This window comes from Bradyrhizobium quebecense (genome assembly GCF_013373795.3).
Lineage (GTDB): Bacteria > Pseudomonadota > Alphaproteobacteria > Rhizobiales > Xanthobacteraceae > Bradyrhizobium > Bradyrhizobium quebecense.
On the sequence record NZ_CP088022.1, the window covers coordinates 4,578,918 to 4,603,050 of the forward strand.

The window sequence follows — 24,133 nt, forward strand, 5'->3', positions numbered from 1 at the left end:
CGGCCTTCCTTGGCGGCCTTCCTCCGGTGGCCTTCTCTGTTCGTAGCCCTTGACCATCGCTGATTTCACGGGTTGAGATGGCTCCATGGTCCGGGGTGGGTTTTTCCTTTTTGTCATCGCGCTCACTGCGCCGTCGCTGGCGGTCGCGGAGACGATCAGCTTTGGCGATTCCGCAGCGCAGCTCGCCAAGGCCTGCGGCGCCGACATCACCGCCAATTGCCGCGGCGTCAATCTCGACTCCAACCGCCTCAAGGAGTGCCTGTCGCGCAACCGCGACGTGATCTCGCCGCAGTGCAAGGAGAGCTATTTCTCCACCCTCGATGCGATCCAGAAGCGGATCGCGGCGCGCGTGACCGTTGCCAACGTATGCACCCGCGAGATCGTCAAGGTCTGCGGCGGCTCGACCAAGGAGACCAGCAAATCGGTGCCCTGCCTCGTCGCTGCCAAGGGCCTCAGCCGCAATTGCGCCCAGGCGATCAATGACGCGGGGTATCAATGATGCGCCTGACGACGCGAGGCTTGCGCGATCTCGGCCTTTTAGGCGTGCTCGGCACGCTGGTTTTGCTTGCGATGCCGCTCGCCCCGGCTCAGGCGCAAACCGCCATCACGCGCGACGACGTCATCGCCAAGCTCAATCACTACGAGACGGACGCAACGATCGACGTCCCCGCGTTGCGCCAGCAGGTGCTCGAACGATCGCGGTCGCGATCGAAGAACGAGCCGCCGCCGCAAAAGCGCCCGCCGATCGCCCCCGACCTGACCAACCTGCCGACATTCAACGCCGACATCCAGTTCGACGTCGACACGCCGATCGTGCTGCCAGACTCCTACCAGTCCGTCGGGCGCATCGCCGATGCGCTGACGCACGCTTCGCTGCTGCCGTACACGTTCCTGATCGTCGGTCACATCGAATCGACCGGACGGCGCGAGAACAACGTGCTGCTCAGTCAGCGGCGCGCCGACGCGATCCGCGACATCCTGGTCAACACCTTCAAGATCACGGCGAAGCGCCTGCAATCGGTCGGGCTCGGCGAAGAGCAATTGCTCGACCCCGCCCGCCCCAACGCGCCGGTCAACAACCAGGTGCAGATCATGCTGGTCGGCAAGGTCGCCGATAGCGCGCCGCCCGCGCACCCCGCCCCGGCGGCGGCCGCCAAGAAGCCGGCGAAACCGGCGAAGCGGCACTGATTGGATTGAATAGCGGGGCGTCGGAACTGCGTCGCCTCCCGCCCGTATGCGATGGCCCCGGAGCGAGGGGCGCCTCCACGACTTCGGAATACTAGAAAAATACCGCTGATTTGCCCGACTGGTCAAATTGCAAATGTCCGCCGGCAGCCGCCGGCTCCTTTGCATGGGGTTGTTTTCGATATTTTGGCAGTGCACCCCTAAGGCGGCAGGCTATCGGCCTCGTTCGATAGCCCGGCCACGGTGGACACGTCAGTTGCAGAAGCCGCAAGCGCCGTATGCGATGGCCTTGCCGCAAGCGGGAGCGGTGCACGCCGCAGAATAAATTTCTCCCTTGCCGACCGATTGCAGAACGGACCGTGCGTTCCTATCTCGGCTGAACCCGCATCACGCCCCGCCCGGGCCTCAATCCGCGCGCGCCCTTCCCTCACGCTGCCGATCCTCCATGTCGCCGATCATTTCCGTATCCAATCTGTCAAAGACCTATGGCTCCGGCTTCAAGGCGCTGAAGGGCATCAATCTCGATATCGTCAAAGGCGAGATCTTCGCGCTGCTCGGACCGAACGGCGCCGGCAAGACCACGCTGATCAGCATCATCTGCGGCATTGCCAATCCGAGCGAGGGCCGCATTTCGATCGGCGGACACGACATCATCGCCGATTATCGCGCGGCGCGGTCGATGATCGGGCTGGTTCCGCAGGAACTGCACACCGACGCCTTCGAGTCGGTCTGGGCAACCGTCAGCTTCAGCCGCGGCCTGTTCGGCAAGCCGAAGAACCCCGCCCATATCGAGAAGGTGCTCAAGGACCTGTCGCTGTGGGACAAGAAGGACAACAAGATCATCACGCTGTCCGGCGGCATGAAGCGCCGCGTGATGATCGCCAAGGCGCTGTCGCACGAGCCGCAGATCCTGTTCCTCGACGAGCCCACCGCCGGCGTCGACGTCGAATTGCGCAAGGGGATGTGGGAAGTGGTCCGCACGCTGCAGGCGGCCGGCGTCACCATCATCCTGACCACGCATTACATCGAAGAAGCCGAGGAGATGGCCGACCGCATCGGCGTCATCAACAAGGGCGAGATCATCCTGATCGAGGACAAGGCGACGTTGATGCAGAAGCTCGGCAAGAAGCAGCTGACGCTGCAGCTGCAGAGCAAGCTCGACGCCGTTCCGCAGGCACTCGCCAGCTACAATCTCGAACTCTCTGACGACGGCCACGCGGTGACCTACGACTACGACACCAAGGGCGATCGCACCGGCATCACCAGCCTGCTCAACGATCTGCGCAATGCCGGCGTCCGGATCTCCGATCTCGATACCAAGCAGAGCTCCCTCGAAGACATCTTCGTCAGCCTCGTGAGGGCGCCATGAACTACCGCGCAATCCGGGCGATCTATCTGTTCGAAATGGCGCGCACCTGGCGCACGCTGCTGCAGAGCATCGTCTCGCCGGTGGTGTCGACCTCGCTGTATTTCGTGGTGTTCGGCGCCGCGATCGGCTCGCGCATCACCGAGGTCGAGGGCGTCAGCTACGGCACCTTCATCGTGCCGGGGCTCGTGATGCTGTCGGTATTGACGCAGAGCATCTCGAACGCCTCGTTCGGCATCTACTTCCCGAAATTCGTCGGCACGATCTACGAGATCCTGTCGGCGCCGATTTCCTATTTCGAGATCGTCATCGGCTATGTCGGCGCCGCCGCCACCAAGTCGATCGTCCTCGGCCTGATCATCCTGGCAACCGCCGGACTTTTCGTACCTCTGCATATCCAGCATCCGGTATGGATGCTGACCTTCCTGGTGCTGACCGCGGTCACCTTCAGCCTGTTCGGCTTCATCATCGGCATCTGGGCCGACGGCTTCGAGAAGTTGCAGATGATTCCGATGCTGGTGGTGACGCCGCTCACCTTCCTCGGCGGCAGCTTCTATTCCGTGAACATGCTGCCGTCGGGCTGGCGCACCATCACGCTGCTCAATCCCGTGGTCTATCTGATCTCCGGCTTCCGCTGGAGCTTCTACGAGATCGCCGATGTCAGCGTCGGGCTCAGCCTCGGCATGACCGCGGGCTTCCTGATCGCCTGCATGGTGATCGTGGCCTGGATCTTCCGGACCGGCTACCGGCTGAAGAACTGACTCGCGAAGGCAACCGTTCCGGGGCGCTCGCGCGCCTCCGGAATGACAGCCACCGCCTCAGTAGCAGTGGAAGTGGCCGTGGCGGTAATAGCCGCGACAACGGTGGCCACGGCGATAGCCGCGATCCGGGATACCGAACACGCCCTTGACCGCGCCCATCGCGCCACCGACGCCGGCGCCGACGGCCCCGCCAACCACGCCGCCTATCGGGCCGGCGGCCCGGTTGCCTTCATAAGCGCCTTCATGCGCCCCGCGGACGATGCCCTGGGCATGGCCGGCATGAGGGACAGTCACCAGCGCCAAAGCGAGAGCTGCGGCCGCAAGCAGGAGCCGCGCGGAGAGGCCGGCTGGGACGACGGCCGCGGTCTTAACCTTGGTGTTGTTCATCTGGATTCCTTGATGCGCGACGCGAACGCGCCGCTGGGCGGGATTGTGAAACGCCCATGCGGCCAAATGGTTGCGTGGCGGCGACCAATTGGGGCCATGATCGCCGCCTGCTCGCGAAAATGTCAGCCCGCGGTGACAGCCCAGCCCGGCTTCGGCCTTGTTTGCGCCGCGTGCGGAATTAACGATGCACCAGGTCCGCCACTGGAACCAAATTCGGATTCCGTGCATATTGGTTGCCGGGGACGGACAGCCGCGGCTTTGCGATCAGGCCTGGAGGCCAAAGATAAAATGCGTTCGTTCCTCATTGCGTTCACTTCCGTTATGCTTTTCACGGCCGGCGCCGCGCAGGCCAAGGTCGATATCACCATTGACAAGGACAACCAGCAGATGACCGTCGCGGTCGACGGCGTCGCGCGCTATCACTGGCCGGTCTCGAGCGGCATCCCCTCGCGCGAAACGCCGAACGGCACCTTCCGCGCCTTCCGCATGGAAGAGGATCACTACTCCAAGGAATTCGACGACGCGCCGATGCCCCACTCGATCTTCTTCACCAAGATCGGACACGCGATCCACGGCACCGACTCGGTCAATCGCTTGGGCACACCAGCCTCGCATGGCTGCGTGCGGCTGTCGCGCGACAACGCATCGACACTCTACGCCTTGGTCCAGAAGGAAGGCGTGCTCAACACCACCGTGACACTGACCGGCTCGTCCCAGGTCGCGCTGGCGCGCAATCCGCGCGGGCGCAACGGCACCGCGGTCGCCCGCCGCGCGCCGCAGCAGGACGAGCAGTACGGTACCGCCGCCGCCGGCGACCCTGTCGTCCTGACACCGCAGCCGCGCGAATATCCGGCGCAGGCCCGTGCCGACGACGGCTACATCTATCCGGCCGACGGCAGCTCGACCGCGCAGCGCTACCCGGCGCCGCCGTCAAGCCGACGCGTCTACGACGCGCAGGCCTATGGCCAGCAGCAATACTACGGCAACCAGGGCTACGCGGCGGCGCCGCAAGGCTACTATCAGCCGCGGCCGTACTACCAGCAGCAGCAGCGCGGCTTCTACGGCAACAACTATCAGGACTGAGACGCGCAATCTCCCGATCCGCTGACGGCGCCGCAGGCAGCGCGCCGTCAGTTCACGCTCCCCTCACCCGCTTGTGACCGTCGCAAAAGGCCCGCGTCGTCGTGCGCCGTGGCCCGTCGTCGCGCCGTCATCTGATTGTAAAATTAGCCCGATATTCGGCGGCAAGAGCGCCCACCCGGCCCCTGGAGGCCGAATCACGCGGAATGCCCATGAAACCAGGGCGAGAAGCGCGGGTCGCGTAGGCAATATCAGAGGTCGACATGAAACGGGGCATCATTGTCCTTTGCCTGTGCATCGTGGCGATGGCCGGCTATTTCACGACGGACAGATGGGCCATCCGCCACACCACGCTGACGTTCCACGACGTTCTGCGCGACGATCGCGACGTCACGGTCGAGGTCGCGGTCCGGCGCGACCGGCAAATGCAGGCGATGGCCGAGATGATCGAGCTGCCAGTCGCGATCCTGAGCCACGGCAACACCGTCAGGAACACCGAGTACTCGTTCCTCACCAACGTGTTCGCGTCACGCGGCTACCTCGTCGTCAGCATTCAGCATGATCTCGACACCGATGCGCCGATGGTGACCAAGGTCGGCGAGGAATATGTCGGCCGCCGCATGCAATATAATCGCGGCGTCTTCAACATCATGTATGCGATCGACGAGCTGAAGAAGCTCTATCCGAACGCAAACTATCGCGCGCTGACCTTGATCGGCCACTCCAACGGCGGCGACATCTCGATGTTCTTCGCCAGGCAGCATCCCGACTTGGTCAAGAAGGTCGTGACGCTGGACAATCTGCGCGTCCCCTTCATCACCGACAGCAAGATCAAGATCCTGTCGTTCCGTTCCAGGGACCCGGTGTTCAAGGCCGATCCGGGCGTCGTGCCTGACGACGAGACCTGCGCCAGACTCGGCATCAGGGTGGTCAGAACCGAATTCCAGCACAACGACCTCAGCGACCGCGGCCCCGACAGCGCGAAATCGTCGATCCAGGCAGGCGTGGAGCAATTCCTCGACGAGGACGCCGGCGAGAGCCCGCCGACGATGCCGCTGCTTGCGGCTTCGGCGTCGAGCCAGGACAAGGACAAGTCGGCGGCCCCCGACACCAAGTAGCGAACGACCGCCCGGACCATTTTCGGTTCTGATTGAATCAGAACCAAAGCTCTAGCTGTTAGTTTGGCGCGTTTTCTTCACGCGAACCGGCGTCCACTTCGCTCGAAAGCGCTCTACTGCTCGCCGTCGCGCAAGCGCCGGTAGACTGCGCCAAGCACGTTCGAATAATCGTCGGTCCAAACCCGCTGCTTCTCGTTGGCATCGGTCTCAGTCCAGACGTCGGACGATGCGAGCTTGCCGACGTCCTCCTCCTCGCGCGCGGAGACCACGACCGAGGTCGAGAAGATGTACTCATTGTCGCGCCCGGAATCCTCGCTGTAGACCCAGCTCTTCATGTCGTTGGCATCGGCGATGCCGACCACGACGCTGGCAAGTTCGAGATGGCGGTTGGAGACGTGCATCACGACCGCCCCCTGTGGCGCCAGCTTCTCCTTGTAGATCGCCATCGCCTCCTCGGTCGCGAGATGGATCGGGATCGCGTCCGACGAATAGGCGTCGACGATGATGAGATCGTAGACGCCGTCCGGCTCCTTGGCGAAGGTCAGCCGCGCGTCGCCGATCACAGGCTTCAGGTTCGGCTCGCAGCTCTGGATGTAGGTGAAGTATTTCGGGTCGCGCGCGGTATCGACCATCGACTGGTCGATCTCGAAGAATCGCCAGTCCTCGCCGGGGACCGATGCGCAGGTCAACGTCCCCGAGCCGAGGCCGATGACAGCCACTTTCAGCGGCGCACCCTTGCGCTCGCGCATTGCGGTGATGGCCTGCCCGATGCCGCCATCCTTGTGATAGTAGCTGATCGGCTCCGGCTTTCCGGCGACCGGCGTGCCGTCGTCGTTCTTGAACTTCTCGGCGCCGTGGATCGTGGTGCCGTGCATCAGCACGTGATACTGCCCGTTCGGCGTCACCACGATCTTGTGTACGCCGAAGAAGCTGCGCACGGTTTCGACGCGGCCGTCGTCGGATGGATAGGCGCGCAGCACCACCAGCGCGACCACGACGGTGGCGAAGATCTTCCAGCGATTGGCATTCAGTGCGAGCGCGAGCAGCGCCGAGAGCACGCCGACTGCGCCGATCACCCACACCCGGTGGTCGTCGAACCAGTTGAAGATGTCGCCGGCCGAATAGCTCGGTGCGATCAGCGCCACCGCCAGCACCGTAAGGAACGGCCAGTACCAGGCGCTCCAGCGCGGCAGCCGCTCCGCGCCGCCGGGCGGACGGCACAGCGCTGCGAGCGCCAGCAGGATCGGATATTCGGCGATCCATGAGAAGGTGAACGGCGCGATCAGCCCCGCGAACAGGCCGCCGACCATGCCGCCGAACGACAGCGCGACATAGAAGCCGGTAAGATATTTCGCCGCCGGGCGGGTGCGCGCGAGCTCGCCATGGCAGGCCATCGCGATGATGAAGAAGCAGAGCTGATGGCCGCCGAGCGTGAGCAGCAGGTTCTGCTCGCCGCCGACCGCGAGCAGGATCACGACGCCGGCAATCGCCAGCGGCTGCGCCAGCAGCATCCATTTGTGCGGCAGCAGCGGCCGCGACTGGAACACCAGCACCCAGGTCAACAGATACAGCGACAGCGGCAGCACCCAAAGCAAGGGGGCGGCCGCGACGTCGGTCGAGATATGCGCCGTCACCGCGATCAGCAGGCCGGACGGCACCGCAGCCAGGAAGATCCAGCGCGCCCGCCGCGACCAGGACGGCGCCAACGCATTGGCATCATCACCTTGCGCGTCGCGCGCGGCCGCATAAGCCGGCGACCGCAACAGCAGCACGCCGCAGCTTGCGATCAGGATGATCAGCAGGCCATAGCCGCCGGTCCAGATCAGGTTCTGGGTGCGCAACGTGAACATCGGCTCGAGCAGCACTGGATAGGACAGCAGCGCCAGGAAGCTGCCGATGTTCGAGGATGCATAGAGAAAATACGGATCAGGGCCGTTGGGGTGACCGGTGCGCACGAACCAGGCCTGCAGCAGCGGGTTGTTGGCGGCGAGCGCGAAGAACGGCAGGCCGATCGAGACCGCGAACAGGCCGAGCAGCCAGACCGCGTAGCCCGAGGTTGGCGGCTCGCCCCAGCCGCTCCTGATCGAGAGCGGCAATGTCAGCAGCGCGACGACGAGCAGCACGAGATGCACCACGATCGGCACCGCACGGCTGTTCAGCTTCATCAAGAGATGTGCATAGGCATAGCCGCCGAGCAGCAGCGACTGGAAGAACACCATCGCCACCGACCACACCGCCGGCGAGCCGCCGAGCCGCGGCAGCACCATCTTGGTGAACAGCGGCTGCACCGAGAACAGCAGCAGCGCGCTGACGAAGATCGCGGCGGTGTAGACAACCAGCACCAGCCGGTTTCGCGAGGCGGACGGCTCAAATGTCATGAAAGCTCCGGCATGGCCCCGGCAGGCGCCGGAGGCGGACGGTCCGGCGCACCGCACCGGGGATTGGGATTGAGCATACGGCAGTATCACGGACAAGAAACCGCGGTCACGCGGACTTGACGACGCGGCGCTGCGGCGCCACAGCACGTGCTCTAATCACTGCTTCTTGAAGCGGACATGAACGAAACAGACGTCGTCATCATCGGTGCGGGGCACAACGGCCTCACCTGCGCGGCCTATCTTGCGATGGCGGGGCTGCGGGTGAAGGTCGTGGAACGCCGCAAGGTGGTCGGCGGCGCCGCCGTCACCGAAGAGTTTTGTCCGGGCTTCCGCAATTCGGTCGCCGCCTACACGGTGAGCCTGCTCAACCCGCAAATCATTTCTGACCTGAAACTTGCCGATCACGGCCTCAAGATCGTGGAGCGGCGCGCCCAGAACTTCCTCCCCGCGCCCGACGGCAGCTACCTGCTGACTGGCGAAGGCCGTACCCAGCAATCGGTCGCAAAGCTCAGTCAGCGCGACGCAACCACAATCGGCGCGTTCTCAAGGGAACTCGAAGCCATCGCCGACGTGCTGCGCCAATTCGTGCTGCGCGCACCGCCGAACCTGGTCGAGGGTTTTGGCATCGGCGCGATGAGCGAGGCCTTCAACGCGCTTGGCACCGCCAACATCCTGCGCCGGCTGTCGCTGGAACAACAGCGCGACCTGCTCGACCTGTTCACGCGATCGGCCGGCGAGATGCTCGACGAGCGTTTCGAGAGCGAGCTCGTCAAGGCGCTGTTCGGCTTCGACGCCATCGTCGGCAATTATGCCAGCCCCTACGCGGCCGGCTCGGCCTATGTGATGCTGCACCATGCGTTCGGCGAGGTGAACGGCAAGAAGGGCGTCTGGGGCCACGCGATCGGCGGCATGGGCGCGATCACCCAGGCGATGGCGCATGCCGCGCGCAGCCATGGCGTCGAGATCGAAACCGATGCACCTGTCCGCGAGGTGATCGTCGAGAAGGATCGCGCCACCGGCGTCATCCTCGACAATAGCGAGACGGTGCGCGCCAGATATGTCGTCTCCAACGTCAACCCGAAGCTGCTCTACACACGCCTGGTGCCGGAGGGCGCACTGGCGAGCGAATTCCGCACGCGCATCGGGCGATGGCAGAACGGCTCCGGCACGTTCAGGATGAATGTGGCGCTTGATACCCTGCCCTCGTTCACCGCGCTGCCCGGCCCGGGCGATCACCTCACTGCGGGCATCATCATCGCGCCTGGTCTCGGCTACATGGATCGCGCCTGGCGCGATGCGCGCGAATTCGGCTGGAGCCGCGCACCCGTCGTCGAGGTGCTGATCCCCTCGACGCTCGACGACAGTTTGAGCCCGCCGGGCCAGCATGTCGCAAGCCTGTTCTGCCAGCACGTCGCGCCGCAATTGCCCGACGGCAAATCATGGGACGACCATCGCGACGAGGTCGCCGACCTCATGATCGCAACCGTTGATAACTACGCCCCCGGCTTCGCAGGCAGTGTGATCGGCCGCCAGATCCTGTCGCCGCTCGACCTCGAGCGGCAGTTCGGCTTGCTCGGCGGCGACATCTTTCACGGCGCGCTAACGCTGAACCAGCTGTTCTCGGCGCGTCCCATGCTCGGCCATGCCGACTACCGCGGACCGCTGCGCGGTCTCTACCATTGCGGTTCCGGCGCCCATCCCGGCGGCGGGGTCACCGGCGCCCCCGGCCACAACGCCGCGCGGGCCGTCCTCGCCGACCACCGCGCGCTGTTCGCATAGAGCGGACGGCGGATCGCGGTCGGGGCCGGGCCAAGTTGTGGACAGGTCTGTTGAGAAGCTGTGGGTCGGCCGTAGTCAGACTTGGTGTCCCCTAGCGGGACAATCGGTGCGTATCCCGGTGGACTGCCTGTGGAACAGCGACCGACAACCCCGGGACGACGCGCTTGACGCCCTGTGGACAGGCTGCGTGAGGCGCTGTGGACAACCTGTCAAAAAGAAAACACCGGGCCTCGTTGCCCGGTGCTTGCTAGAGAACGCCGTCTGCGAAATTACTTGAGCGAGCTGGCGACCGTACTGAATGTCCCGCTCAAGTTCGTGCCGACGCCATTCACCGCAGCGATGATGGCGATGGCGATGCCGGTTGCAATCAGCCCGTATTCGATGGCGGTCGCGCCGGATTCATTCTTCAAGAACCTAACGAAAAGAGTCTTCATTGCAGCCCTGCCCTGGGTTGTGATGCCTTGGAACGAAGGGAGTTCCCGAGTTCCGCCACCGTACTAATACGGCGGTATCTAAGGTTGTCTGAATCGGGAACCTATCAATTCTCGCGATATTCGATTGAATCCGGGTTGAAATTTTAACAAAAACCGCGCTACCGGCCTCCGATGACCCCATCCACACACCGCGCCAGCATCACCCTTCCAGACGAACCGACCGCAAAGCGTGTGGTTGACGCGCTCTCCGAGATGTATTTCGAGGATCAGGCGGCTTTTGCGGCCTTCGAGCGGCCCGACGGCCGCTGGGACGTCACCATCCATTTTGCCGAGGCGCCGGACCAGGCCTTACTGCGCGAGCTTGTCGGCCAGGTGGTAACGCGGCAGGATGTCGCATCGACTTTGGTATTTGACACCATCGAGGCGAAGGACTGGGTCAAGGCCAGCCTGGAAGATTTGGTCCCGGTCCCGGCCGGCCGGTTCATCGTCCACGGCCACCATGACCGGCACAGGATAGCCCCCAACAAGCTCGGGATCGAGATCGAGGCGGCGCTCGCCTTCGGCACCGGCCATCACGGCACGACGCGCGGCTGCCTGCTGCTGCTCGACCACGTGCTGAAGGCCTATCAGCCCCGCCGGGTGCTCGATCTCGGCACCGGGACCGGCGTGCTGGGGATTGCCGCCGCCAAGGCACAGCATCGCAAGGTGCTGGCGAGTGACATCGACCCGCCGTCGGTACGAGTCGCCGAGGAGAATGCCCGGCTGAACGGGGTAGGACATCTGGTCGATGTGATCCGTGCCACCGGCTTTGCGTCGCCGCGGTTTGCCGAGGAAGGGCCGTTCGATCTGGTGCTCGCCAACATCCTCGCCAATCCGCTGCGCCAGCTGGCGGGGCCGATGGCCCAGCACCTCGCATCGTCGGCGCAGGTCATCCTCTCGGGCTTGCTGACGCATCAGGCACCGGCGGTCATCGCCGCCTATCGCGCCCGTGGGCTGGTGCCGCTGCGGCATCTGAAGATCGAGGGTTGGAGCAGCCTGCTGCTGCGCTCGGTCAGGTGAAATGACCGCGACCGGCAGACAGTGCGGCGACTGCACGCTCTGCTGCAAGGTGATGGCGATCGAACAGCTGGCGAAGCCGGCCAACGCATGGTGTGCGCATTGTAGGCCGGGGCGCGGCTGCCAGATCTATCCAAGCCGGCCGGCGGAATGCCGCGCGTTCAGCTGCGTCTGGCTGGTCAACGAACTGCTGGAGGAGCACTGGAAGCCCTCTAGGTCGAAGCTCGTCCTGACCACGTCGGACGACGGCCTCGAGGTCAGATGCGATCCGGGCTTCCCCGACGCCTGGCGCAGGGAGCCGTTTCGCAACGAGCTCAGGGAATGGGCGATATCCGGCGAGCCGCTCGACATGACCGTCGTCGTCATCGTCGGTCAGCGCATGACGCTGCTGACGCCGGAGCGCGAATTCGATCTGGGTGTCGTCGGCCCCGATGAGCGGATCGTGCGCGAACTCGAGGGCACCAGGGTCGTCAATGTAACCGTGGCGAAGGCGTCCGACCTCGCACCGTAAACGCGATCTGCGGATTGGTTATTCGGGTGCTGCGGAATCGCGGCCGGCCGTCTCGGCCTTGTCCTGACCGGCTGCACGCCTCGCGCGCGCCTCGACCAAACGGTCAAGCATCTGGACGATGACGCCACGTTGCTTCTGCTCGACCGGCGCGATCGGCCCGCGGCGAACCGGCGGCGAGATCTTCTCAAACGTGAATGCAGGCATCGTGCATCTCCTCACCGTTGAGTTGAGACACTCCTGGACACCCCCCGTACGCTCGATCGGCGATGGTGGACATCGTCCGGTCACTTCAACTATGCCATGATTCAAGCATAAGTAATGCCAAAAATGTGGTCATGCCTCAGCGCGTTGGCGCGAAGCTCATGCTGCATCCGAAGAGAGTGCAAAGGCGATGTTCGAAGCCCATTTCCAGACGTTCGAAGAGCCCGAAGGCGGCGTGGCGCTGACCGCGCGCTTAAGCGCGCTGCGCGAGGAACTGGCGCGGCGCAAGCTGACCGGGTTCGCGGTTCCGCGCGCCGATCAGCAGCAGAATGAATATGTTGCGGCGTCCGAGGAGCGGCTAGCCTGGCTGACCGGCTTCACCGGATCGGCCGGGCTCGCGATCGTGCTGAGCAAGGAAGCCGCCCTGTTCGTCGACGGGCGCTACACGTTGCAGGCCGGCAAGCAGGTCGACCGCAAGGCCTGGCAGGTCGAGCCGCTGGTCGATCCGCCGCCGGAGCATTGGCTGACCCGGCATCTGGCAGCCGGCGACCGCCTAGGATTTGACCCGTGGCTGCACACTTCTGCGGCAGCCGAACGGCTGGCGGCGGCCTGCGCCAAGGCCGGCGCCGAACTGGTCGCCGTCGACGGCAACCCGGTCGATACGGTCTGGCACGAACGGCCGGCGCCGCCGCTCGGCCCGGTCGCGATCCACGGCGCGCAGTTTTCCGGCGAGATCGAGGCCGAGAAGCTGAAGCGCATCCGGCTCGAGATCAACAAGCTCGGTGTCGATGCGCTGGTGCTCTCCGACAGCCACGCGGTGGCCTGGACCTTCAACATCCGCGGCGCCGACGTCTCGCATACGCCGTTGCCGCTGTCCTACGCGCTGGTGCCGAAGGAAGGCCGGCCGCTCGTGTTCATCGATCACCGCAAGCTGTCCAACGCGACCCGCGACCATCTCGAACAGTCCGCCGATGTCGAGGAGCCGGTGGCGCTGACGCTAAAACTGACCGAGCTCGCCAAGCGCGGCGCATCGATCGCGCTCGACAGCGCGACCGCGGCAGACGCGTTGAGCCGCCTGATCGCCGGCGCCGGCGGCAAGCCGGTGCGCGGCAGCGATCCGGTCAGTCTGCTGAAGGCGGTCAAGAACCTCACCGAGATCGACGGCACGCGCACCGCGCACCAGCGCGACGCGGTGGCGCTCGTCCGCTTCCTCGCCTGGGTCGACCGCGAGGCGCCCTCGGGCCACCTCACCGAGATCGACACCGTCGAGGCGCTGGAAACCTTCCGTCGCCAGACCGGCGCGCTGAAGGACGTCTCGTTCCCGACCATCGCCGGCACCGGGCCGAATGGCGCCATCGTGCATTATCGCGTGACGCGCAAGAGCAACCGCCGCATCGAGCCCGGCGATCTGCTGCTGATCGATTCCGGCGCGCAATATGAGGACGGTACCACCGACGTCACCCGCACCATCGCGATCGGCAAACCGACCGACGAGATGCGCGACCGCTTCACCCGCGTGCTGCGCGGCCATATCGCGATCGCCCGCGCGATCTTCCCCGACGGCACCACCGGCGCGCAGCTCGACAGCTTCGCGCGGCAACATCTCTGGCAGGCCGGGATCGATTTCGAGCACGGCACCGGCCACGGCGTCGGCAGCTATCTCAGCGTCCATGAAGGGCCGGCGCGGATCTCGAAACTCGGCACCACGCCGCTGAAGCGCGGCATGATCCTGTCCAACGAGCCCGGCTACTACAAGACCGACGCCTACGGCATCAGGATCGAGAACCTCGAGCTGGTGATCGGCACCGACATTGCCGGCGCCGAGAAGCCGGTCAACGCATTCGAGACGCTGACGCTGGCGCCGATCGATCGCCGCCTGATCGAGGTGAGCATGCTGAGCGAAGGCGAGTTGAGCTGGCTCAACGACTACCACGCCCGCGTCGCGCGTGTGGTGCGCCCGCATCTCGACGACAACGCCACCAAGCTGTGGCTCGACGAGGCGACGGCGGCGTTGAAGTAGCGGCGTCGAGATTAGCACTCCCAGCTCCTCACACTCGGTGTCATCCCCCGCGAAAGCGGGGGATCCAGTACGCTGCGGCCTCTCCTTCTCATACTGACGCCTCTGGAATACTGGGTCCCCCGCTTTCGCGGAGGACGACAGCGGTGATTGTTGTTGCGTGAGGCGAAACGTCGCCCGAATTCGCATGGGCGTATGCCGAAACACACGTATTCCGCGCGAACGGGCACGCTACAGTCTTTCCACAATGCTGGATCGGACCTGAATGCACGGCGTGATGGGCAAGCCGCCCGGCGCGGCCCAAGAGAACATCAAAGACAACAACATCGCGGCATCGAAGGTCATGCTGCTGATGCTCGTCGTGATGACGGGCGTCGCGCCGATCTCGCTCTACATGCTGGTTCCGGCGCTGCCGGTGCTGGCGACCACGTTCGGCCGCGACATCGGAATCGCGCAGATGACCGTGTCGCTCTACATGGTCGGCATCGCGCTGTCGCAGCTGATCATGGGACCGCTGTCCGACAAGTTCGGCCGCCGCCCGGTGCTGCTCGCGGGCCTCGGACTAATGGTGGTGGCGGGCATCGGCTCTGTCTTCGCCGAGACCCTGCCGCAGCTGATCGCGGCGCGCTTCTTTCAGGCGCTCGGCGGCGCCAGCGGCATGGTGATCAGCCGCGCCATCATCCGCGATCTCTATCCGCGCGAGCGGGTCGGCGCCATGATCAGCCTCGTCGTCGCCGCGCTGATGATCGCGCAGATGGTGAGCCCGCTGACCGGCGGTCTGCTGGAAACCACATTCGGCTGGCGCGCGATCCTCTATCTCATCACCGCGGCGTCGCTGATCACCACGATCTTCATCGCGCTCGCCCTGCCCGAAACCCGCCGCGACCGCGCCGACAGCTCCAGCTTCCGCGGCGACCTCGGCAGGCTGATGCGAAGCCGCGCCTTCGTCGGCTACCTGCTGTGCCAGGTGCTGGCGTCACAGATCATCTTCGCCTTCGCCGGCGGCGGTCCCTACATCGTGGTCACCCAGATGGGCCGCAGCAGCGCCGAATACGGCGCGTGGTTCGCGATGACGGGGTTCGGCTACTTCATCGGCAATCTGCTCTGCGTCCGCTTCGCGCCGCGCCACTCGCTGGAGAAGCTGATCTGGTTCGGGCTCGCGCTGCAGGTCGGCGGCAGCCTGCTGAACCTGATCTGGAGTTTCGCCGGGCTGAACCAGGCGCCGCTCTGGCTGTTCGGCACCCAGATGATCGTGATGGTCGCCAATGCCTTCGTGATGGCCAACTCCGCCGCCGGCGCCATCAGCATCCGCCCCGAGGCCGCCGGCACCGCCTCCGGCGCCATGGGCTTCCTGCAGCAGGGCATCGGTTCGCTGATCTCGCAGTTCGGCGCCTATCTCGGCGGCCACTCCACCACCACGCTGCCGCTGACATCGGCGCTCTTCGCGATCTCGCTCGCCTGCGCCTGCACCATGATCTTCGTCGTACCGCGGCGGAATGTGGTGGTGAGCGAAGAGCTGATCGCGCAGGCCGAGGAGGATGAGCAGGGGATGATGTGAGGTAGATGCTCACGCCACACCCATAACTCGTCATCCCCGCGCATGCGGGGGGATCCAGTACGCCGCGGCCTGTCCGCTCAACAATGACTGTCTCTGGAATACTGGGTCACGCCTGCGCGGGTGACGACAATGGAGAATGTGGCGCCGCTGCGCCCCTCACTCCCCGATCAGCTTCAGCCACTCGTCTTCGGTCAGCACCTGAACGCCGTGCTTCTGCGCCTCGGCAAGCTTCGAGCCGGCGCCCGGTCCCGCGACGACATAGTCGGTCTTCTTCGACACTGAACCTGCCGCCTTGGCCCCTAACCGCTCGGCCGTCGCCTTGGCCTCGTCGCGCGTCATCTTCTCGAGCGAGCCGGTGAACACCACGGTCTTGCCGGCCACCGCCGAATTGCTCTTCGGCTTCTCGGCATCGATGATCTCGTCGAGCTCCCTGGTCAGACGCTCGACGATGCCGCGATTATGGCTCTCGCCGAAATAGTCCGCGATGCTCTGGATCACGGTGTCGCCGATCTGGTCGAGCGCATCCATCTCGGCGATGGCCTCCTCGTCGCCCTTGGCGACCTTGAGGCAGGCATCGTGAAACGCCTCCCACGAGCCGTAGCCGCGCGCGAGCGCCAGCGCCGTGGTCTCCCCGACATGGCGCATGCCGAGTGCATAGATGAAGCGCTCCAGCCCGATCCGGCGGCGGCTGTCGATCGCGGCGAACAGATTGCGCACCGAGGTTTCGCCATAACCCTCGATGTCCTCGAGCTTCAGCTTGGCGTTTCGCTTCGGCAGCGTGAAGATGTCGGCGGGCTCCTTGACCCAGCCCTCGTCGAAGAAATATTGCAGCTGCTTCACGCCGAGGCCGTCGATGTCGAACGCCCGTCGCGACACAAACAGAATGAGGTGCTCGATCTTCTGGAACGGACAGGCGAACTCGCCGCTGCAGCGCAGCCGCGAGCCCTCCTCGCCGGTCGCGGTCTCCTCGCGCACCACGTCGGTGTGTAGCGGGCACGGGCACTTCTTCGGAAAGTGGAATTCCTTCGCGCTCTTCGGCCGCTTGTCGATCACGACATCGACGACCTGCGGAATCACGTCGCCGGCGCGCTGGATCACCACGGTGTCGCCGATCCTGATGTCGCGTCCCTCGCGCAGCACCTCGCCCTTGTTGCCGATGCCCTTGATGTAATCCTCATTGTGCAGCGTGACGTTCTGCACGATCACGCCGCCGACACCGACCGGCTCGAGCTTGCCGACCGGCGTGAACGAGCCGGTGCGCCCGACCTGGATCTCGATGTCGCGCAACACGGTCATGGCGCGCTCGGCCGGAAATTTGTGCGCGATCGCCCAGCGCGGCGTGCGCGACACGAAACCGAGTCGCTCCTGCCAGTCGATGCGATCGACCTTGTAGACGACGCCATCGATGTCGTAGTCGAGCTTGGCGCGCTGCTCCTCGATCTTGCGATGGAAGGCGATCAGCTCGTCGACCGAGTGGCACAATTTGGTCAAGGGGTTGGTCTTGAAGCCGCAGCGCTCGAACCAGTGGATCATGCCGGTCTGGGTCTCTTCCGGCATCGCACTCATCTCGCCCCAGGCGTAGGCGAAGAAACCGAGCGGCCGCGAGGCGGTGATACCAGGATCCTTCTGCCGCAGCGAGCCGGCCGCCGAATTGCGCGGATTGGCGAAGATGGTGCCGCCTTCAGCCTTCTGCCGCTCGTTCAGTGCCAGGAACGCCTTCTTGGTCATATAGACCTCGCCGCGCACCTCGCAGATCTCGGGCACGTTGCGGCCCTTGAGCTTCTGCGGCACATCCTCCAGCGTGCGGATGTTCGCGGTCACGTCCTCGCCTTCGGCGCCGTCGCCGCGCGTCGCCGCAGTGACGAGTTCGCCGCCCTCGTAGCGCAGCGACATCGAGAGCCCGTCGATCTTCGGCTCGGCCGAGAAATCGATCTTGTCGTCCGGCAGCTTCAGGAAGCGTGTGATGCGTCCGACGAAGTCGACCACGTCAGCTTCCGCAAACGCGTTGTCGAGCGACAGCATCGGGACGGAATGGCGGACCTTCCTGAAGCGCCCCGACGGCGCGGCGCCGACCCTCTGCGAGGGAGATTCCGCGGTGACGAATTCAGGGAAGCGCTTCTCGATCGCGTTGTAACGCTGCCGCAGCGCGTCGTATTCGGCATCGGTGACGCTGGGCGCGTCATCCTGATAATAACGCTTGTCGTGGCCTTCGAGCTCGAGCGCAAGCCGCATCAACTCGACCTTGGCCTGGGCCTTGGTGAGCTTGTCGACGTCGACCAGCGCTTTCGTCGCCTTGGCAGCCATGGGCAGACTAGCTCGCCGCCCTGAGCAGCCGTTCCGCCGCAGCCCTCGCCTCCGCGGTGATCTCGGCGCCGGCCAGCATGCGCGCGATCTCCTCGCGGCGGTGGTCGGCGGCGAGCGCGTTGACGCGGGTGGCGACCCGCTTGCCCTTGTCGAGCGCATCCTTCGAGATCAACAGATGCTGGCTTGCGCGGGCTGCGACCTGCGGCGCATGCGTCACTGCCATCACCTGCACCTTGCCGGCGAGGCGTGCCAGCCGCGAGCCGATCGCATCCGCCACCGCACCGCCGACACCGGTGTCGATTTCGTCGAACACCAGGGTCGGCGCCGAGCCGCGATCGGCCAGCACGACCTTCAGCGCCAGCAGGAAGCGCGACAGCTCGCCGCCGGAGGCGACCTTCATCATCGGCCCCGGCTTGGTGCCCGGATTGGTCTGCACCCAGAACTCGACGCGGTCGATGCCCTGCGGCCCCGGCGCGGCGGCATTGGCCTCGACCTGCGTCATGAATTTCGCACGCTCGAGCTTGAGCGGCGCGAGCTCGGCATTGACGGCCTTGTTGAGCTTCTCAGCCGCCTTGGCGCGCGCCGCCGACAGCTTTGCCGCCGCAGCAGCATAGCGCTTGTCGGCTTCGGCTGCGGCCGCTTCCAGCTTCTTCAGCTGATCGGCGCCGGCATCGATCAGCGCGACGTCATCAGCGTATTGCGCCGCCAGCGCCGCCAGCAGATCGACCGGCGTCGAATATTTGCGCGAGGCGGCGCGCAGCGCGAACAGCCGTTCCTCGATGCGCTCGAGCTCGGCCGGATCGAAATCGGTCGCCGCCAGTGCGGCGTGGAGATGCTGGTCGGCCTCTTCCAGCGCGTTGATCGCGATATCGATCGCCTTGACCGCCGGCTCGATCAGGCTGGGCGCATTGGCAGCACGCCGCTCCAGCCGCCGCACCGCGGCCGACAGGGCCGACACCGGCGAATGCGAGCCGCCGATCGCCTCCTGCGCCTCGCGCAGATCGGTCGCGACCTTCTCGCCCTGCATCATGGTGGTGCGGCGGTTCGCGAGCTCGGTCTCCTCGCCCTCCTTCGGCGCCAGCGTCTTCAGCTCCTGGGAGGCATGGCGCAGATAGTCGGCCTCGCGCGCGGCCCGCTCCATGCCGGCGCGATGCTCGTCGAGATCGGCGTTGGCGGTCCGCCTGATGTCCCACAGTGCTTCCAGCGCCGCGACGTCCTTCTCGTGGCCGGCGAAGGCGTCGAGCAGCTGGCGGTGGGTGGAGGCGTCGACCAAAGCGCGCTCGTCGTGCTGACCATGGATTTCGACCAGAACAGCGCCGACCGTCTTCAGGGTCTGCACGCTGATCGCCTGGTCGTTGATGAAGGCGCGGGTGCGGCCGTCGGCGAGTTGCACGCGGCGCAGGATCATCTCGCCGGTGTCATCGAGGCCGTTCTCGGCAAGGATCCTGGCGGCCGGATGCCCCTTCGGGACATCGAACGTGGCGGTGACCTGCCCCTGCTCGGCGCCATGGCGCACCAGTCCTGCATCGCCGCGCCCACCGAGCGCCAGCGCAAAGGCATCAAGCAGGATGGATTTGCCGGCGCCGGTTTCGCCGGTCAGCACCGCCAGGCCACGGGAGAATTCGATATCAAGCCGTTCGATCAGGACGATGTCACGGATCGACAGACGGGCCAGCATGCGAGGACAATTCCTAGCCGAGACCTATCTTCTTGAAGGTCCTGCTGATCCAGGATCCCTGATTCTCGCTCGGCTCGAGACCGCCGGACTTTACTAGATTATACGCGTCCTTGTACCAGCGGCTGTCCGGAAAATTGTGGCCGAGCACCGCGGCGGCGGTCTGCGCCTCGCCGGCGATGCCGATCGCCATATAGGCCTCGGTCAGCCGGTAGAGCGCCTCTTCGACGTGGCGGGTGGTCTGGTACTGGGTGACCACGGTCTTGAAGCGGTTGATCGCGGCGGTGAAGTCGCGCTTCTCGATGTAATAGCGGCCGACCGCCATTTCCTTGCCGGCGAGCTGGTCGCGCGCAGCCTGGATCTTGGCCTTGGCCTGGGTGGCATATTCCGAGGTCGGATATTTGCGCACCACTTCTTCGAGCGCCGCGATCGCCTTCTCGGTGCGGCTCTGGTCGCGCGAGATGTCCGGGATCTGGTCGAAATGCGATGCCGCGATCAGGTACTGGGCGTAGGACGCGTCCGGGCTGCCGGGATGCAGCGTCACGTAGCGGGTGGCGGAGCCGATGCAGCTGTCGTAGTCGCCCGCCTGATAGTACGAATAGGCCGACATCAGGAGCGACTTGCGCGCCCAGTCCGAATAGGGATGCTGACGGTCGACTTCCTCGAACTTCTTCGAAGCGGCCTTCAGGTCCTTCTTCTCGTTCATCATGTACAAGCCCTCATTGTAGAGCTTGTCCGCGGGCTCATCGACGAACGTGTCGTCCTTGGCCATGAACTTGTCCCACAGCGCGCCGGTGCCGCAGCCTGAGAGCGGCAACGCCAGCACGATCAGGCCCGCCGCGAAACGCAGCGTGCGCGCGGCCTTGGTCAGGCCGGAGACGTCAGAAGAATTGCGTTGTTCGAGCGCCATACGCATTGCCGACATGGATTGTAAAACCTGACGCCTTTGATGCGGTTAACGGCGACCCCACTCCACCCATGAACCGCGATCACGGATGCAATATCTCTCGTGCCGTTGGCGCCGGATCAAGGCAGCCGCGGGCCTGTTTAACCGAAAAATGACCGTCGACCAACCGAATAGGGAGCCAATCCGCCGGGAATAAGGCGACCCGGCGACACTCACAGCCTGCTGTGGTTATTACGGAAATTGGGCCAGACCGCCTGCGGCGATCAGGACACGTCCGGACCGTAGGCCGGGGCGACCAGGCCGCCCACCGTGCTTGCACCGGCTTCGACATGGCCGCGGACCGGCCGCCGGGCGGTTTCCGATTCGACCACGCGCCAGGAGCTGCGGTCGGCGAGCAGCGCCTTCAGCACTGCGTTGTTGAGCTTGTGGCCGCCACGGACCGAACGGTAGCTGCCGAGCAGCGGCAGGCCGGCCAGCGCCAGATCGCCGATCACGTCGAGCACCTTGTGGCGGGCGCACTCGTTGGCGTAGCGCAGGCCCTCGGAGTTGAGTAGGCGAGCCTCGTCGAACACCACGGTGTTGTCGAAGGAGGCACCGAGCGCGAAGCCAGCGCCCCACAGCCGCGCCACGTCATTCATGCAGCCGAAGGTACGGGCCCGCGCGACTTCGCGGCGGAAGCCTTCCGGAGACAGATCGAAGGAGTAGGTCTGGTGACCGATAACCTTGTTGGCGAAATTGATTTCGACTTCGGCGCGGAACCCGCCGGCGAACGGACGCAGCTCGCCCATCGCATCGCCGATCTTGACCTGCACCGGCTTCAGCACCTGGATGAAGCGGCGGACGCCGGGCTGGGTCACAATGCCAGCCTGATCGATGGCCGCGACAAACGCCGCAGCGCTGCCGTCCATGATCGGAACTTCAGCAGCGTCGACTTCGATCGTGGCGTTGTCGACGCCCATGCCGCGCAGCGCGGCGAGAACATGCTCCGCGGTCGAGACCAGCGGCCCTTCGCGGTCACCCAGCACCGTCGCGAATTCGGTTGCGATCACAGCGTCGGCGGTGGCGGTAACTTCGCGGTCGGCACCGTCGAGACCGGTGCGGACAAAAATAAAACCCGCATCGACGGGTGCAGGTCCCAGCGTGAGACTGACAGGAAGACCGGAATGAACGCCTACGCCAGTCACGGTGGCTTGCGACCGAAGCGTTGTCTGACGGCTGAACTTCATTCGATAATGCCCACTACCCGACTTCGCTCAACATCAAGTGGCCAAACTTCCCCAAGGCCGACTCGCATGAGCTCCCCAAGTCCCGGCAGACCATAGTCACAGCCCTAAACCGCGCCAACTCACGCTTCTTTACCGATTGTTACCCCATCTCCGCCGCATTCGCGCCCAAGGTTAAGCCAATTGCGGCAGCGAAAACGGCCCCCGGCGAGTGGCCATTTGACCACCGAAATAATAATTAATCATTTAAAATCAGTTGCTTGTTCACCTGATGCAATCGCTTGCCCGCCAAAAGGAGAAGGCCTCGGCGGTTCCCCGCCGAGGCCTTCTTCGTCGCCAAGGTTGTAACAAACTTCAGTTTGCCTGCCGGCGCAGGAAGGCCGGGATATCAAGATGGTCGTCACCCTGTGGCGCCGGGGCAACAGGCGCCTGGCGGCCATGGGCGTCCAATCCCTGCGGTGCCGGGCGTTTCGCATATTCCGATACCGGCGATTCGTTCGCCGAGATCTGCTGGGCGACGCTGCGGGCCGGCTTGCGGTCGAGCAGCGGCGGCATCGTCGGCATCGCAGGACCCGAGGCACGGGCCGCGATTGGCGGCTCGGTCTCTTCGTCGCGGCGACCGAGGCCGACATTGGCCAGCCGCTGCAACAGCGACAGCCGGGTCTTCTGCGGGTGCTCCGCCTCGCCGTCACCGCTGGCCTGGCGGATCTCGGCCTGCGCCGGCATCGGTAGATCCTCGAACTTTGGCATCCTCGGGGCACGGACCGGCGACCGCTCCGCCGCCTGCGGGATGAAGGTCTCGGGCGGCATCGGCTCGTGCTGTTCGGCGCGGGCCGCCTCGTGGTCCGGGAACAACGTCGGCTTCTGGGCAATCGGGCGCACGGTGACGTCACCGTAGGACCCCGGCTGCATCGGCGCCTGAGCCGGTGCGCTGTCCGGGGCAACCGCGGCAGCGATTGCCGCGAGCGCGGCGCGCTCGACGGCCGGACGCTGCTGGGGCGCGGCGGCAGCTGCAATCGGAGCAACCGTCACGCCCGTCGGCGGTTCCAGCTTCTGGGCGCGCTCGGCCATGCGCTGATTGTCGGCACGCAGGCGAGCGGTCAGATCGGCCAACCGGCTCTCGGGCGAGCCACCCGGCTGCTGCGCGGGAGCCTGGGCACGGGAAGCGATCGCGGCCTGCTCGATACCGGTTGCGACCACCGAGACGCGAATGACGCCGTCGAGCGATTCGTCGAAGGTGGCGCCGACGATGATGTTGGCGTCGGCATCGACTTCTTCGCGGATGCGGGTTGCGGCTTCGTCGACCTCGAACAGAGTGAGGTCCTTGCCGCCCGTGATCGAGATCAACAGGCCGCGGGCGCCCTTCATCGAGCTATCGTCGATCAGCGGGTTGGCGATCGCTGCTTCGGCGGCGGTCAGCGCGCGCTTCTCGCCGGTGGCCTCGCCGGTGCCCATCATCGCCTTGCCCATCTCCCGCATCACGGCGCGGACGTCGGCGAAGTCGAGGTTGATCAGGCCTTCCTTGACCATCAGGTCGGTGATGCAGGCGACGCCCGAGTAAAGCACCTGGTCGGCCATCGCGAACGCGTCGGCGAAGGTGGTCTTCTCGTTGGCAACCCGGAACAGGTTCTGGTTCGGAATGATCAGCAGCGTGTCGACCACCTTGTGGAGCTCGGAGATACCGTGCTCGGCGGTGCGCATCCGGCGCTGACCCTCGAAGTGGAACGGCTTCGTCACCACGCCGACGGTGAGGATTCCCATCTCCCGGGCGGCCTTGGCGATCACGGGCGCAGCCCCGGTGCCGGTGCCGCCGCCCATGCCGGCGGTGACGAACACCATGTTGGCGCCGGTCAGGTGATCGCGCAGTTCGTCCATGACCTCCTGCGCGGCCGCAGCGCCGACATCGGGCTGCGATCCGGCGCCGAGGCCCTGGGTGACCTGGGTGCCCATCTGGATGATGCGCTGCGCCTTCGACATGGTCAGCGCCTGCGCGTCGGTGTTGGCGACGACGAAGTCGACGCCCTGCAACCCGGCGGTGATCATGTTGTTGACGGCATTACCACCCGCGCCGCCGACGCCGAAGACGGTGATCCGCGGTTTCAGCTCGCTGATGTCAGGGGGTGTCAGATTGAGTGCCATGGTTGCCTCTCTCGATTATGCGCGCGTTGGTTCGTCCCGGCCGCTGGCCGCAGG

Annotated in this window: 20 protein-coding genes; 11 read left to right on the forward strand and 9 right to left on the reverse strand. The window is 65.2% G+C overall.

The genetic code is table 11. The features are described 5' to 3' along the window. The first annotated feature begins 85 nt into the window (after window positions 1-85). The 4 genes from HU230_RS22210 to HU230_RS22225 all read left to right on the forward strand — a co-directional run bounded on the left by HU230_RS22210 (window position 86) and on the right by HU230_RS22225 (window position 3,312). A complete protein-coding gene (locus HU230_RS22210) occupies window positions 86-499 on the forward strand; it encodes a hypothetical protein (RefSeq protein WP_176529847.1) in 414 nt (137 codons plus the stop codon). Continuing rightward, entirely contained in the window at window positions 496-1,188 is a 693-nt protein-coding gene (locus HU230_RS22215; protein ID WP_176529846.1) for an OmpA family protein, read from the forward strand. Before HU230_RS22210 ends, HU230_RS22215 begins: the two co-directional genes overlap by 4 nt. Window positions 1,189-1,630: 442 nt before the next feature. Then, on the forward strand, window positions 1,631-2,554 hold the full coding sequence (locus HU230_RS22220; RefSeq protein ID WP_176529845.1) for an ABC transporter ATP-binding protein: 924 nt from the start codon (window positions 1,631-1,633) through the stop codon (window positions 2,552-2,554). After that, window positions 2,551-3,312, forward strand: coding sequence for an ABC transporter permease (locus HU230_RS22225; protein WP_092115897.1), 762 nt, complete (start codon window positions 2,551-2,553; stop codon window positions 3,310-3,312). Before HU230_RS22220 ends, HU230_RS22225 begins: the two co-directional genes overlap by 4 nt. A gap of 57 nt (window positions 3,313-3,369) precedes the next feature. On the opposite strand, the gene HU230_RS22230 is transcribed toward HU230_RS22225, so the two are convergent. After that, window positions 3,370-3,699 carry a hypothetical protein gene (locus HU230_RS22230; RefSeq protein WP_176529844.1) on the reverse strand — a complete coding sequence of 110 codons (330 nt, stop codon included), beginning with the start codon at window positions 3,697-3,699 and terminating at the stop codon, window positions 3,370-3,372. 288 nt (window positions 3,700-3,987) lie between these two features. On the opposite strand from HU230_RS22230, the gene HU230_RS22235 reads away from it, so the two are divergent. Together HU230_RS22235 and HU230_RS22240 are read left to right on the forward strand one after the other, a co-directional pair. Next, a complete protein-coding gene (locus tag HU230_RS22235; protein ID WP_176529843.1) occupies window positions 3,988-4,782 on the forward strand; it encodes a L,D-transpeptidase in 795 nt (264 codons plus the stop codon). A gap of 260 nt (window positions 4,783-5,042) precedes the next feature. Continuing rightward, window positions 5,043-5,897 carry a poly(ethylene terephthalate) hydrolase family protein gene (locus tag HU230_RS22240; RefSeq protein WP_224943451.1) on the forward strand — a complete coding sequence of 285 codons (855 nt, stop codon included), beginning with the start codon at window positions 5,043-5,045 and terminating at the stop codon, window positions 5,895-5,897. A 113-nt stretch (window positions 5,898-6,010) separates the two neighbouring features. Here the strand turns inward: HU230_RS22240 and HU230_RS22245 are convergent, their stop codons facing one another. Then, window positions 6,011-8,275, reverse strand: a complete 2,265-nt coding sequence (locus HU230_RS22245; RefSeq protein ID WP_176529842.1) for a spermidine synthase — start codon at window positions 8,273-8,275, stop codon at window positions 6,011-6,013. Between the two features lie 177 nt (window positions 8,276-8,452). On the opposite strand from HU230_RS22245, the gene HU230_RS22250 reads away from it, so the two are divergent. Next, entirely contained in the window at window positions 8,453-10,054 is a 1,602-nt protein-coding gene (locus tag HU230_RS22250) for a phytoene desaturase family protein (RefSeq protein ID WP_176529841.1), read from the forward strand. Window positions 10,055-10,323: 269 nt separating this feature from the next. On the opposite strand, the gene HU230_RS22255 is transcribed toward HU230_RS22250, so the two are convergent. Then, window positions 10,324-10,488 (reverse strand): Flp family type IVb pilin, encoded by a 165-nt coding sequence (locus tag HU230_RS22255; RefSeq protein WP_173637987.1) that lies wholly within the window; start codon window positions 10,486-10,488, stop codon window positions 10,324-10,326. 171 nt (window positions 10,489-10,659) lie between these two features. Between HU230_RS22255 and HU230_RS22260 the strand changes: the two genes are divergently transcribed. Together HU230_RS22260 and HU230_RS22265 are read left to right on the forward strand one after the other, a co-directional pair. Next, the gene (locus tag HU230_RS22260; RefSeq protein ID WP_176529840.1) at window positions 10,660-11,547 is read left to right on the forward strand and encodes a 50S ribosomal protein L11 methyltransferase; all 888 of its coding nucleotides are present in this window, start codon (window positions 10,660-10,662) and stop codon (window positions 11,545-11,547) included. Window position 11,548: 1 nt separating this feature from the next. Then, window positions 11,549-12,055 carry a hypothetical protein gene (locus tag HU230_RS22265; RefSeq protein WP_176529839.1) on the forward strand — a complete coding sequence of 169 codons (507 nt, stop codon included), beginning with the start codon at window positions 11,549-11,551 and terminating at the stop codon, window positions 12,053-12,055. A gap of 18 nt (window positions 12,056-12,073) precedes the next feature. Here HU230_RS22265 and HU230_RS22270 read toward each other — a convergent pair whose 3' ends face one another. After that, window positions 12,074-12,259, reverse strand: a complete 186-nt coding sequence (locus HU230_RS22270) for a hypothetical protein (RefSeq protein WP_176529838.1) — start codon at window positions 12,257-12,259, stop codon at window positions 12,074-12,076. A gap of 187 nt (window positions 12,260-12,446) precedes the next feature. Between HU230_RS22270 and HU230_RS22275 the strand changes: the two genes are divergently transcribed. Together HU230_RS22275 and HU230_RS22280 are read left to right on the forward strand one after the other, a co-directional pair. Further along, complete coding sequence (locus tag HU230_RS22275) at window positions 12,447-14,276, forward strand: aminopeptidase P family protein (RefSeq protein ID WP_176529837.1); 1,830 nt, start codon at window positions 12,447-12,449, stop codon at window positions 14,274-14,276. Between the two features lie 262 nt (window positions 14,277-14,538). Next, window positions 14,539-15,831 (forward strand): multidrug effflux MFS transporter, encoded by a 1,293-nt coding sequence (locus HU230_RS22280; RefSeq protein ID WP_176529836.1) that lies wholly within the window; start codon window positions 14,539-14,541, stop codon window positions 15,829-15,831. A gap of 156 nt (window positions 15,832-15,987) precedes the next feature. On the opposite strand, the gene ligA is transcribed toward HU230_RS22280, so the two are convergent. From ligA to ftsZ, 5 genes are all read right to left on the reverse strand, one after another. Then, window positions 15,988-18,135: an NAD-dependent DNA ligase LigA gene (gene ligA / locus HU230_RS22285; protein ID WP_176529835.1), complete on the reverse strand. Its 2,148-nt coding sequence runs from the start codon at window positions 18,133-18,135 to the stop codon at window positions 15,988-15,990. A 7-nt stretch (window positions 18,136-18,142) separates the two neighbouring features. Continuing rightward, window positions 18,143-19,813, reverse strand: coding sequence for a DNA repair protein RecN (gene recN / locus HU230_RS22290; RefSeq protein WP_176529834.1), 1,671 nt, complete (start codon window positions 19,811-19,813; stop codon window positions 18,143-18,145). A 13-nt stretch (window positions 19,814-19,826) separates the two neighbouring features. Next, window positions 19,827-20,735, reverse strand: a complete 909-nt coding sequence (locus tag HU230_RS22295; protein WP_409334627.1) for an outer membrane protein assembly factor BamD — start codon at window positions 20,733-20,735, stop codon at window positions 19,827-19,829. A gap of 245 nt (window positions 20,736-20,980) precedes the next feature. Next, complete coding sequence (gene lpxC / locus HU230_RS22300; protein WP_176529833.1) at window positions 20,981-21,943, reverse strand: UDP-3-O-acyl-N-acetylglucosamine deacetylase; 963 nt, start codon at window positions 21,941-21,943, stop codon at window positions 20,981-20,983. A 351-nt stretch (window positions 21,944-22,294) separates the two neighbouring features. Further along, entirely contained in the window at window positions 22,295-24,079 is a 1,785-nt protein-coding gene (ftsZ, locus tag HU230_RS22305) for a cell division protein FtsZ (protein ID WP_176529832.1), read from the reverse strand. Between the last annotated feature and the right edge of the window lie 54 nt (window positions 24,080-24,133).